Annotated in this window: 12 protein-coding genes; all 12 read left to right on the forward strand. The window is 36.6% G+C overall.

The window, feature by feature from the left end; translation table 11 throughout:
- Window positions 1–17: 17 nt before the first annotated feature.
- The 12 genes from LS65_RS07280 to nuoN are packed head-to-tail and all read left to right on the forward strand — an operon-like array spanning window position 18 to window position 12,929.
- Window positions 18–761 carry an NADH-quinone oxidoreductase subunit C gene (locus LS65_RS07280; RefSeq protein ID WP_034362177.1) on the forward strand — a complete coding sequence of 248 codons (744 nt, stop codon included), beginning with the start codon at window positions 18–20 and terminating at the stop codon, window positions 759–761.
- The gene (gene nuoD / locus LS65_RS07285) at window positions 758–1,987 is read left to right on the forward strand and encodes an NADH dehydrogenase (quinone) subunit D (protein ID WP_034362180.1); all 1,230 of its coding nucleotides are present in this window, start codon (window positions 758–760) and stop codon (window positions 1,985–1,987) included. Before LS65_RS07280 ends, nuoD begins: the two co-directional genes overlap by 4 nt.
- A gap of 9 nt (window positions 1,988–1,996) precedes the next feature.
- A complete protein-coding gene (locus LS65_RS07290; RefSeq protein ID WP_034362183.1) occupies window positions 1,997–2,224 on the forward strand; it encodes an NADH-ubiquinone oxidoreductase subunit E family protein in 228 nt (75 codons plus the stop codon).
- Window positions 2,224–3,030, forward strand: a complete 807-nt coding sequence (locus LS65_RS07295) for a hypothetical protein (protein ID WP_034362186.1) — start codon at window positions 2,224–2,226, stop codon at window positions 3,028–3,030. Before LS65_RS07290 ends, LS65_RS07295 begins: the two co-directional genes overlap by 1 nt.
- Complete coding sequence (locus LS65_RS07300; protein WP_034362188.1) at window positions 3,027–5,534, forward strand: NADH-quinone oxidoreductase subunit G; 2,508 nt, start codon at window positions 3,027–3,029, stop codon at window positions 5,532–5,534. The genes LS65_RS07295 and LS65_RS07300 overlap by 4 nt, the downstream gene beginning before the upstream one ends.
- Before the next feature lie 5 nt (window positions 5,535–5,539).
- Window positions 5,540–6,529: an NADH-quinone oxidoreductase subunit NuoH gene (gene nuoH / locus LS65_RS07305; RefSeq protein ID WP_201274343.1), complete on the forward strand. Its 990-nt coding sequence runs from the start codon at window positions 5,540–5,542 to the stop codon at window positions 6,527–6,529.
- Window positions 6,530–6,537: 8 nt separating this feature from the next.
- Window positions 6,538–7,194 carry an NADH-quinone oxidoreductase subunit NuoI gene (nuoI, locus tag LS65_RS07310; protein WP_034362193.1) on the forward strand — a complete coding sequence of 219 codons (657 nt, stop codon included), beginning with the start codon at window positions 6,538–6,540 and terminating at the stop codon, window positions 7,192–7,194.
- The gene (locus tag LS65_RS07315; protein WP_034362195.1) at window positions 7,187–7,717 is read left to right on the forward strand and encodes an NADH-quinone oxidoreductase subunit J; all 531 of its coding nucleotides are present in this window, start codon (window positions 7,187–7,189) and stop codon (window positions 7,715–7,717) included. Before nuoI ends, LS65_RS07315 begins: the two co-directional genes overlap by 8 nt.
- Window positions 7,704–8,006 (forward strand): NADH-quinone oxidoreductase subunit NuoK, encoded by a 303-nt coding sequence (gene nuoK, locus LS65_RS07320; protein WP_034362197.1) that lies wholly within the window; start codon window positions 7,704–7,706, stop codon window positions 8,004–8,006. The genes LS65_RS07315 and nuoK overlap by 14 nt, the downstream gene beginning before the upstream one ends.
- Window positions 8,007–8,009: 3 nt before the next feature.
- Window positions 8,010–9,887 carry an NADH-quinone oxidoreductase subunit L gene (nuoL, locus tag LS65_RS07325; RefSeq protein ID WP_034362198.1) on the forward strand — a complete coding sequence of 626 codons (1,878 nt, stop codon included), beginning with the start codon at window positions 8,010–8,012 and terminating at the stop codon, window positions 9,885–9,887.
- Window positions 9,884–11,455: an NADH-quinone oxidoreductase subunit M gene (locus LS65_RS07330; protein WP_034362199.1), complete on the forward strand. Its 1,572-nt coding sequence runs from the start codon at window positions 9,884–9,886 to the stop codon at window positions 11,453–11,455. The genes nuoL and LS65_RS07330 overlap by 4 nt, the downstream gene beginning before the upstream one ends.
- A gap of 1 nt (window position 11,456) precedes the next feature.
- On the forward strand, window positions 11,457–12,929 hold the full coding sequence (nuoN, locus tag LS65_RS07335; RefSeq protein WP_034362200.1) for an NADH-quinone oxidoreductase subunit NuoN: 1,473 nt from the start codon (window positions 11,457–11,459) through the stop codon (window positions 12,927–12,929).
- Window positions 12,930–12,951 lie beyond the last annotated feature (22 nt).

Below are 12,951 nucleotides of genomic sequence, written 5' to 3' on the forward strand. Positions count from 1 at the left end.
CTTAAGAAGGAGGCAAGATGATACGACAAAATCCACCAAAAGCCAATGTGCAAAAATCAGTATATTACACACATCGTTTTGATGTTGCTCCTATATCACCAAAGCTCCCTCTTAATGGTTTTGATTCTGAAATGAAAGCCATTCATACCCCTATTGCTGAAAGTTACATAGAAAATGACCTTGCAACATTATGGATAGAATCTACACATCTCTTTGCACTTATGAGTGAGCTTCACGCTTTGGGTTACAATATTCTCACAGAAATGAGTGCGATTGACAAGCTAGAAGAAAGTAATGAATTTGAATTGTTTTATCTTTTATTGAATCTTGAAGATACAAGCTCTAAACGTCTTAAAATTAAAACAAAAATCAAAAAAGGGCAACAAATCTCTTCGCTTGCATCACTTTTCAAAAGTGCAAATTGGAGTGAAAGGGAATGTTATGATATGTTTGGCATTATTTTTAATGGACACCCTTGCCTCCAAAGACTTCTTATGCCAAAAGATTGGGTAGGACACCCATTGCTTAAATCCTACCCCTTGAAAGGCGATGAATATGCTGCTTGGTATGAAGTAGATAAAATTTTTGGCAAAGAATATCGTGATATTATTGGTCCAGAACAACGTGATAGTGCAAGAATAGATAGAGAAAATGATAAAGATTTTGGAGCAATTGATTTTAATCTTACTTATCAAGAAAACAATACACCTCCACTTATCAAATCTTTCAAACATAGCACAAAGCTAAAGGCAAGACGATGAAACAAAATTACACAAGACTAAAGCCAAATTTTGAAAATATCTTTTTTGAGCAAGAAAATGACAAAATGGTAGTAAATTTTGGACCACAGCACCCATCTGCACACGGGCAATTACGTCTTATTTTAGAACTTGAACACGAAAAAATTATCAAAGCCACTCCTGATATTGGCTATTTGCATCGTGGTGTAGAAAAAATGGCTGAAAATATGATTTATAATGAATTTATGCCTACAACTGATAGACTTGATTATATTGCTGCGACAAGCAATAATTACGCATTTGCAGCAAGTGTAGAAAAACTCATTGGTGTAGAAGTACCTTTGCGTGCGCAAGTTATCCGCACTATGCTTTTAGAGATTAATCGTATTATCTCACATATTTTCTTCCTTGGCATACACGGAATGGATGTGGGTGCATTGTCTATATTTTTGTATTGCTTTATTGAGCGTGAATATGGCTTAGATTTGATGGAAGATTATTGTGGAGCAAGACTCACACATAATGCCATTCGTATTGGTGGTGTGCCACTTGATTTACCCCATAATTTTTTAGAAAGTGTAGAAAAATGGACACAAAGCGTGCCAAAAACACTTGACCTTGTGCGTGGATTGCTCGATAAAAATAGAATCTGGCGCATTCGCCTTGAAAATGTTGGTTATATATCACAGGATTTTGTCAAGCAATGGAGTCTAAGCGGGATTATGGCTCGAGGAAGCGGTATCAAATGGGATATTCGCAAACATAATCCTTATGAACTCTATCCACAACTAGATTTTGAAGTGCCTGTGGCAACTGAAGGTGATTGTTATGCGCGTTACCAACTTTATATTGAAGAAGTATATCAATCTCTCAAGATTCTAAAACAACTCATAGCTCTTTATCCTAGCACTCCAAGTGAGCTTATGGCAAGAGATGCTCGTTACATATCTGCGCCTAAAGAAGATATAATGACACAAAACTACTCACTTATGCAACATTTTGTGCTTGTAACACAAGGTATGCGCCCTCCTGTGGGTGAAGTATATGTCCCAACAGAATCTCCTAAAGGTGAACTTGGATTTTTTATCCATTCTCTTGGTGCTCCATCGCCTCATCGCCTAAAAATCCGCACACCAAGCTTTTATCACATAGGTGCATTACAAGACCTTTTGGTTGGGCATTATTTTGCTGATATTCCTGCAATTTTAGCTTCAACAAATGTCGTTTTTGGTGAAATCGATAGATAAAGGATTGATATGAAACGATATGATTTACGACATTTATCCAATGATTTTGACAAGCGTTTAAATGAATTATGTGATACTTTAGAAAATGGAGAGGTAGGTATCTTTCTCTTTGAGGTACGTGAATTTACAAATGTGCAAAAAGCTATTGACTGCATTTTAGGACGCGGTGATGAGCTTTTAAATAGTCTGCGCTTTAATGAAGTAGATTGGAGTATTGTGATAAGGAGAAAAAAGTAATGAAAGCATTTGCCTCACTCATTAGCAAAATCTCACAAAAACCCGTTAAAAAAGATTTTGCTAATTATGATACTCTTATAAGTTTTGGCTACTTTTGGGAAGATATGCCTTCTTGCAGGCAGCTTTTTGCTTTACACCCACTCTTTATGCCAGAAAATAAATCTATTCAATGCTTGCGCTATGAAGTTGGCACAGAATTCGGTATTGCTTGGCTTTTAGCTTACTCTCTCTCTCCATTGCTCAACACAACAAATACTTTTACGCAAGAACTTAAGACAAAATTGCAACTTATTGATGTGGGCTATCTTTCTTCAGAGACTAATCTCGCTGAAGAAGAATTGGAATCTATTATGAAATATTTAAATACGCTCAAAAAACCTCTAGCCCTTATTCTAGGAAAAGAATTAGCCCTTCATCCACACGCACAAGATATTGCTCTCATTTGTGGCATACTTGGCGCAAGTGATAAGATTAACATTATTATGCCTGAATACGAGGATTCTCAAGATTATGCAACACCACAACATATCTCACTTGAATTATGTGAAGATTTACCTGAATCTAACGGAAATTTTGTGTATATTATGCCCTCTTCTGTTACACTTAATACCTTAAAAATTCCGCCACTTTTTGCCCCAACACTCAAACTAAAAGACAAACAACACATTACGCTTAATTTTGAATCTCAACATATTGAAGCAATATGCGAGCGTGATGATACAAAAAAAGGCACAATTGCTTTATTGTATCTCTCAAAAATAGGCGATATGGGCTATCCTTATAAGAAAGTCGAGGTGATAATATGAGCAAAATTACTATCACAATCAATGGACAAACTCTCTCTTGCAATGAGGGAGAGAGCATTTTACAAATAGCACGCAGAGAGGGTATTGAAATCCCTGCAATTTGCTATCTTTCTGGTTGTTCTCCTACTATGGCGTGTAAGCTTTGTATGGTAGATATTGACGGCAAACGCAATTATTCTTGCAATTCTAAAGCAAAAGATGGTATGAATATCCAAACACATACACCCGAAATTATAAAAGAACGCAATGCCATTATGCAAAGCTATGATGTAAATCACCCACTCCAATGCGGTGTATGTGATAAAAGTGGTGAATGTGAGCTACAAAACTATACCTTAAAAATGCAAGTAAGCACTCAAGAATATCATATCAAAGAAAGCTACAAACCTCACAAATCTTGGGCAAAAGCAGTTTATGACCCAAATCTTTGTATTATGTGCGAACGTTGTGCAACAACCTGTAAAGATAATCTTGGCGAAGCTAAGCTCAAAGCACAAAAAGCTGATTTAGAGCCACTTGATAGTGCATTATGGAAAGATTCTATGCCAAAAGATGCTCTAAGTGTGTGGTCGCGAAAGCAAAAGGCATTAATTGATTTTGTAAGTGATACACCTTGTTTTGATTGTGGTGAGTGTATTAGTGTATGTCCTGTAGGTGCTTTAAGCACAGATGACTTTAAATACAAGGCGAATGCGTGGGAGCTTAAAAAAATAGAATCTACTTGTATCCACTGCCCTATGGGTTGTAAGCTTACCTATGAAGTGCGCCATAACGATATGCTCGGCACACCTCATATTTATCGTGTAAAAAATGACTTTTACTTTAATCCTATTTGTGGCACTGGGCGATATGCATATGATGTAAGCTCAAGCGTGAATCCAGCACAAAATTTGCAAACAGCCATTCAAGCCTTTAAAAAAGCGACAGGTATTAATGTAGGCAATCAAACAACAAATGAAGAAGCATTTGTGCTTAATCATCTCGCTAAGCTTAATAACTACTCTTTGTATAATGAAGAAGCCCTTAACTTTAAGCATTTTATCAATGCGTTTCTTACTTATGCACACAAAACAATGCTAAACCACCTCTCTCACTTTAAAGAATCTCAAAATGTGATTCTCATAGGAAGTGCGATTAATTATCAAGTGCCTACATTGCGCTATATGTTAAATAATAAGCTTAAGATTCTTAAAGGCTCGCAAGCTGTATATATGCACCCACTTAATGACACACTTATACCAGCCTTAAGTAAGAGTGTTACAAGCATAAGCTACCACCCAGATGCACTAAGTATTGCGGTTGCAAGCTTGGCTCTTGCTTATCTTCATACAAATCCGAGTGATGATGAACATACTCAAACATTAAAAAGTATTATTCAACCCCTCCTTGAAAGCAAACGCATAATAAAAACGCCTATACAAAAGGAAGTAAAAAAAACAATTACTTCACAAAATGAAGCTGGCGAGGAAGTAAGCACAGAAGTTACAGAAACAATTGAAGAGATGAAAGAAGAAATCATCTATCAAGCCCTTATAGATTCACAAATAAGCCCCGAGCAGTTTGCAGCACTTAGCACAATATGTCAAAACAAACCAACTCTCGTGCTTGGAGCTGATGTGTATGCAGATTCTCAAGCACAAATCCTCGCACAAATACTTGGTATTTTAGAATATAAAAATATCATCAATGTAATTCTTGTGCCACCATTTGCTAATGCACTCGGTTTAGCAATGATTTGTGATTTAAGTCCTAAAAAAGCTGAGCAACAAGAGGATTTTATTATTGGTTACCGCGATAGTGGTGATTTTGTATGTGAATCTGATTTTATAAGCATAGATTCTCCATACACTGAATCCACAAAGGATATAACCAAATCTTCCCAAGATACACCGGATTTTATCCTCCCTGCTATCAACCAACTTGAAGGCACTTACACAAGCATTGATTGCAGAATCTTACCTCTTAAACCTGCTCTTACATTTCAAGGCTATGATTTAAGTGATATTGCTAAAGCTTTTGATATGAAAGGTGATTATCTTATTGACTACACAAGTCTTATCTGTGGTTGCGAGTTTGATGATTTTGACAATAAGTTCTTAAATGATGGCACAGATATGCGTGGTTATCGTTTCAAGAATCTTCCCCTTACGCCTTTAACGTCTCTTGATTCTCTCACTCTTACATTACCTCAATATGAACGCACATATAATGCCTATATGTTAAATTCTCCTTCACAATTCAATACTTATACGGCAAAAAGTGTGCATTTACAAAACAAAGTTGGTATCTATGTGAGTGCATCTTTCTTGCAAGAGCTTGGGTTAAAAGAAGGTCAATATATTACACTTACAGATTCTACGCACCATATTAGTGGAACAGTATATATTGATTATTATCTCAATATGCCTTGCTTCCTCGTTAGTCCTATGCTCCAAGGTGCAAACGATATATTTGCTTCCAGTGCTTGGACGAATTTACATATTTCACATAAGGAACAAATATGAGCGATTTGACAGGTGGCATTATTGAAACAATATTAAAAATTATCGTTGTGTTGCTTATTTTTTCTGCACTTGCAGGATTTGGCACATATTTAGAGCGTAAAATATTGGGGTTTTTTCAAAGACGCATTGGACCAAATTATGTAGGTCCTTATGGTTTATTGCAAGTGCTTGCTGATGGTATCAAACTCTTTGTCAAAGAAGATATTATTCCGCAAAATGCCATTAAACCTATCTTTATCCTAGCACCCTCACTTGCTGCTATCACAGCATTTATTGCTATGGCTCCTATACCCTTTTTCCCTCAATTTGAGCTTTTTGGACATACCATTACGCCCATTATCTCTGATATCAATGTAGGGATTCTCTTTGTTTTAGCAGTAAGTTCTTGTGGGATTTATGCGCCGCTTCTTGCAGGATTAAGCTCTGGCAATAAATGGTCGCTTATTGGTGGAGCGAGAGCTGCTTTACAATTTCTAAGTTTTGAAGTCATTACCTTTCTCTCACTCCTTGCCCCTCTTATGCTTGTTGGTTCTCTATCTCTTGTAGATATTAATAATTATCAGCAAGATGGTGTGCTTGATTGGCTTATTTTTAAACAGCCTCTCGCCTTTGTACTTTTTATTATTGCAGCATATGTTGAGCTTAACCGCACACCTTTTGACTTGCTTGAACACGAATCAGAGATTACCGCAGGATTTGCGACAGAATATAGCGGCTTAAAATGGGGAATGTTTTTCATTGGCGAATACGCTAATATGTTTGCCACTGCTTTTATTTTAAGCCTTATATTTTGCGGTGGATTCAATGACTGGGGCTTTATCCCTGGTGGAATTGCAATTTTACTCAAAGTGTGCTTTTTTATCTTTTTATTTATGTGGGTAAGAGCAACATTTCCACATGTTCGCCCCGATCAACTTATGCGTATGTGTTGGAAAATTATGCTTCCTCTCGGGTTGCTTAATGTGCTTCTCACAGGCTGCATTTTATTATTTTAGGAGATAAAATGAAAACAGATTATTATGTCTTAGCTCCTCGTAAGAGGCGTGAAAAACAAGCTTTTCTTACACGCGTAGGTATCACACTCAAAACAACTTTAAGTCTTGACCTATTTGCTGGGCTTAAAAAATCTTTAGGAGCATTTTTTGCGCCAAAAGCAACGATTCATTATCCTTTGGAGATAATTCCTTTAAGCCCTCGATATAGAGCTGTACATAAACTACAACGACTTCTAGAATCCGACATACAACGTTGCATTGGTTGTGGATTATGTGAAAAAATCTGCACGAGCAACTGCATACGCATTATTACTGATCAGGATACAGATGGGCGTAAAAAAATTTTAGATTATAGCATTAATTTTGGACGTTGCATTTATTGTGGATTATGTGCAGAAGTCTGCCCTGAACTCGCTATTGTGCATACTGATCGATTTGAAAGTGCAAGCACACAACGAGCATTGTTTGGCTATAAAGATATTCTTTTAGAATCCACCTCCTCGCTACTTGAATTTGATGGCTATGGGTCAGTATCCCCTAATGCTGATAAACTTGTCAAACAAACACCATTAAGCTATGTATTAACAAAAGAAGCAAACAGCACAGATTCGGAATCGAATACAAAAATATCAGAATCTCCCACACAGGAGGGTGCAAATGTTTGAAACAATTGCTTTTTATCTCTTTAGCACATTATGTATTGTAAGCTTTCTCATCGTTGTAAGCTCATCGCAGATTCTTTATGCAATGACAGCACTTGCAAGCGGAATGATTTTTGTATCTGGCATATTCTTTGTGCTTGATGCAGAATTTTTAGGTGCAGTGCAAATTGTCGTGTATGGAGGCTCTGTGGTTGCACTCTATGCGTTTGCAATGATGTTTTTTGATACTTCAAAAGAAGTTATAGAATCTCGCAAAAATGAATGGGTAGCGTGTGTGCTATGTGTGGGCATTGCTATCGTGCTTGTTGGAGCTTTCGGTATGCCTTCAATAGGAAGTAATCTAGAAATCGTTGCAGATTCTCAAAAACTCATTGATATTGCAGAAATGAACAATATTCAAATGATTGGTTATGTGCTTTTCACAAAATATCTCATTCCCTTTGAAATTGCTGCTTTTATGCTCCTTGTAGCTATGGTAGCAGGGATTATACTCAGCATTAAAAGGAGCAATAATGGTCAGTCTTAATCACTATTTGATTTTATCAGCAATATGCTTCTGTATAGGATTTTTTGGCATATTGAGACGGCGCAATATTATTATGCTATTTTTTTCAACCGAAATCCTACTCAATAGTGTTAATATCGGATTTGTTGCGGTTGCCTCATATCTTAATGATTTACAAGGCGAGATTTTTGCACTTTTTATCATTGCAATTGCCGCAGCAGAAATTGCTGTAGGATTAGGGCTGGTGGTTATTTGGTATAGAAAACACCACACGCTTGATATAAGCTCATTAGAGAATCTCAAAGGATAAAATATGATACCGACAAGTGAAACTCTCATTCAAATGGTATATATTGCGCTTTTTGCTCCTCTTGTAGGAGCAGTTTTTGCCGCATTTTTTGGACATAGACAAAAATGTCTCTTCGCGGGTATTGTCCCTACACTTTTGCTTTGTGCTTCTTTTGTCGCTTCAAGCCTACTTTTTGCTGCTGTATATACAACCGATATTGTCATTTATATTGACCTTTTAGATTGGATTGAAGCAGGAGACTTTTATAGCTCATTTGGTTTTATGGTTGATAGCATTAGCGTGAGTATGATGATTGTCGTAAGTCTCATTTCTACAATTGTGCATATATATTCTATCGGCTATATGAAACACGATAAGGGATTTAATCGCTATTTTAGCTACCTTAGTGCCTTTGTATTTTCAATGATGCTTCTCGTGATGAGCGATAATTTCTTAGGACTCTTTGCAGGCTGGGAAGGCGTAGGTCTGTGCTCTTATCTCCTTATTGGCTTTTGGTATGAAAAAGAAAGTGCAAATTTTGCCTCCATAGAAGCCTTTGTGATGAACAGAATAGCCGATCTTGCATTAATTATAGGTATTTTCCTGATTGTTTATCATTGCGAAAGTCTCAAATATGAAGAAATATTTGCTTTATTACAAACAGAACAATTTGATACAAGCTTGCTTTTATGGATTGGTGCATTGCTCTTTGTAGGAGCTATGGGTAAATCTGCTCAATTCCCTTTCCATACTTGGCTTGCTGATGCTATGGAAGGTCCAACTCCTGTATCAGCACTTATCCACGCAGCAACGATGGTAACTGCGGGTGTATATCTTCTCGTGCGTGCAAATCCACTCTACCAAATGATTCCTGATGTTGGCTTTTTTATTGCTTCTCTTGGTGCATTTGTAGCAATCTTTGGTGCGAGTATGGCACTTGTAAATAAAGATTTAAAGCGCATTATTGCTTATTCCACACTCTCTCAACTTGGCTATATGTTTGTGGCAGCAGGCTTTGGGGCGTATTGGATTGCCCTTTTCCACCTCATCACTCACGCATTCTTTAAATCCCTCCTTTTCTTAGGTGCTGGCAATGTAATGCACGCTATGAATGATAAGCTTGATATTACAAAAATGGGTGGGTTATATAAACCATTGCGTTATACAATGATTATGATGTGTATCGCTTCTGTAGCACTTGCTGGAATCTATCCTTTTGCAGGATTCTTCTCTAAAGATTTAATTTTAGAAGTCGCTTTTTCTCAACATACTTTTATATGGGCAATTTTGTTTGTTTCAGCACTTTTTACAGCATTTTATAGCTTTAGGTTGCTTATGCTTGTATTTTTTGTGCCAAAATCTCATTCTGAAAACCCACATGAAGCCTATTCTTATATGCTTCTTGCAATGTTACCTCTTGCTATCCTCTCTATGGTTGCCGGACTCGGAGCTATACTTGAAAAATTCTTAAGCATACATTTACCCTACGCACTTCCTGAATTACCGACACAAACACATTTGCTCCTTATTGGCTCTACGCTCACTCTTGTATGTCTTGTGGCTCTTTTTAGTATTATCAAATATGCTAAAGGTGGCTTTGGAAGCTTTTGGGAACATACTTTTATCTACAAGATTCTTAGTAATAATTACTATATCCCCAAACTTTACGAGAATCTTTTCATCAAACCTTATCATAAATGTGCTATTTTCCTATGGCAAAAAATAGAATTGGGCTGTATTGATTATTTTGTAGATTCTCTTGCGCGTTATACAAAAGCATTGGGCGGCAAACTCTCCCTTATACAAAATGGCTCACTCACGCGTATGCTTAAACTCATTATTGGAGGTTTGTGTGTCTTACTCCTTGCGTGTGTGTCTTATTTTATATGGAGGCAATTATGAATTATCTTTTAAATATTGTTATCTTTTTCCCAGCATTTGCCGCGGTTATTTTATATATACTTAAAGGTGAAAAAGGGCGCATATTTGCGATTATAGTCTCAGCACTTGAATTGCTTTTTGTCCTGCTTTTATGGAATGAATTTAATGTCAATTACGGAGGGATTCAATTCCTTAACCATATAGAAATTGTCCATTCCTATGGTATAAGCTATTCTGTGGGAATTGATGGTATTTCTCTTTTCCTCATCGCACTTAACGCATTTGTCGTATTCCTTGCTTTGTGCCTCTTTAAATATATCAAAACTTCGGTAGCCATTGCAATCTTATTCCTTGAAAGCATTACAATGGGTGTATTTTGTGTGCTTGATGTTATACTCTTTTATATCTTTTGGGAGATTTCAATTTTACCTATACTCTACATACTTGGTATATGGGGTGGTGAGAAGAGAATCTACGCAAGTATCAAATACTTTATCTATGCTTTTAGTGGCTCAATTATTATGCTTGTAGGTATTTTATACTTTGCTTATCAATATAAGCTCACTATGGGTGCGTGGAATTTTAATTTACTTGATTGGTATCAACTCTCTCTTGATGCTTCGATTCAAAAATGGCTTTTTATTGCATTTTTTCTTGGTATGGCAGTCAAGATTCCGCTCTTTCCGTTTCATTCGTGGCAACCCTATGTCTATACACAAGCACCTATCATAGGTTCTGCTCTCTTATCAGGAGTTGTAAGCAAAATGGGAACGTATGCGCTTTTACGCTTTGTCCTGCCTCTTTTTCCAGATACAAGCAACTCGATGAGCTTTATTATCAGTATTATATGTGTTTTAATGATAGTATATGGCGCAATGCTAAGTCTTGTGCAAAAAGATATCAAAACCCTTCTTGCTTATGGTTCTATCTCACATATGGGTATCATCGTGCTAGGTATTTTTTCACTCAATACTGAAGGAATAAGTGGAGCTACATTCTTTATGGTATCACACGGACTCGTAATAGCTGCACTCTTTTTCCTCATAGGCTGTATATATGAGAGAATTCAAACCCAACAAATAAGCAAGATTCAAGGCTTAGCGCATAGTATGCCAAATCTAAGTGCCACTTTTGGTATTGTAATGATGTGTTCTCTTGGCTTACCTTTGACTATGGGTTTTGTAGGAGAAGTGCTTTGCTTATATGGATTCTTTCAAGTTAATCCAATAATGACATTTTTAGCCGGAAGTAGCTTTTTTGTAGGAGCAATTTATATGCTCATTGTCTTTAAGAAAACTTTTCTAGGCACTACATCACCTCAATACAGCACTTTAAAGGACTTTAGTTTGCGAGAAAAAATTGTCTTTGCACCTATTATAGCAATCATCATAGCCTTTGGTGTGTATCCAAAACCCTTGCTTAACCCTATCAATACAAGCGCACAAACGCTTACTCAAATGATTGAGCTCAAAAAACCTAGCAACGTTACTGATCGTATGATAGAAGGGCAAAATCCTTACTCTTACGAACATATCCCTAATGACTTTGATGATGAAGGGGTGCTTATTATCCCAAACATAGGAGATTAATATGCCAGAATCTATGAATTTTTCATTTATGCAACTTAACTTGCCACTCCTCATTCCTATGTGTATTTCACTTCTTGGCGGCATTGTGCTGCTTGGAGTAGGCATATTCAGTAAAACAAAATCACGTGAGCTCTATATTGCTATCAGTATGCTTTTTGTGATTTTAAATCTTGGATTCTTAATCCTTGAGGGAAATCCTACACGTCAATTTGGCTTTTTTAATCTCTTGCTTGTCGATGGATATTCTCTCCTTGTGCAGTTTATTATTCTTATCTCTACCTTTATAATCCTGCTCTTTTTAATGCATAAAAATACATTAGAAGAAACGCAACACGCCGAATTTTACGCACTCCTTTTATTCGCCATTGCAGGATTTGGCTTTATGGTTTCAAGTGAGAATCTTATTCTTATCCTCTTGGGGCTAGAATGTGCTTCTTTAAGTCTTTATACACTTATTGCACTTCATAATAAAGCACAAGCTTTTGAAGCTGCCATCAAATATTTTGTAATGGGTGCTTTAGCCACAGCCTTATATGCCTTTGGCGCACTTCTTTTATATGCTACCACAGGCAGTATAGAAATATCACATATTGCACTTTTCCTTGATAAAGAATCAAGTAAATTCTCTTTTTTAGTGCTTGCAGGTTTTATATTCTTATTCTGTGCTTTGGGCTTTAAAATCTCTATTGTGCCTTTTCACACTTGGGGACCAGATGTATATGAAGGTTCAAACTCACTTCTCGCTGCATTTATCGCTATTGCACCAAAAATTGCAACTCTTGGAGTGCTTATTAGAATCTTGGGCGTATTCACCCAATCTCACAACCCATTTGTAGAATATACACTCTATGCCTTTGTTGTTCTCACCATAAGTGTGCCAAATCTTATAGCTCTTGTGCAAAAAGATGTTAAAAGAATGCTTGCTTATAGTTCTATATCGCATTCAGGATTTGTTCTTGGTGCGATTTTAATCAATGCTCCCGAAATTGTATTTTTGTATTGGTTTTTCTTTATTTTTGCAAATTTGGGTGCTTTTGGAATCTTATGGTTAAGTATAGATTGCAAAGACACAAATAATGATAGCCATACCTTTGAATCTCTTAGTGGTTTGATAAAAACAAATCCTACACTTGCCATCTTACTCACACTCTTTATGTTTGCGCTCGGTGGTATTCCTCCATTTTGTGTATTTTGGGGAAAAATGTATCTTATGCAAAGCGTGTTGAGTGCTGATTATGTTTATCTTGCAGTCATTATGGCGATAAACAGCATACTTGCTGCCTTTTATTACCTTAAAGTAATAATTTATGTTTTTGCTAAAGAGCCACGAGATGCTATCCCTCATCGTGCATCACTTGAAACTTCAAGTATATTTGCTTTAGGTATCACCACTATTGTGAGCATAGGCTGTATATTTATGGTCCAAAATTTGCTTGATATTATTGCAAACTATATTGGAAGTGGTGGTTTTTAAGTCTCACTTTTAAGCCACCTTA

It is taken from the genome of Helicobacter japonicus, assembly GCF_000762845.2.
In the GTDB taxonomy this organism is placed as follows: Bacteria; Campylobacterota; Campylobacteria; order Campylobacterales; family Helicobacteraceae; genus Helicobacter_C; species Helicobacter_C japonicus.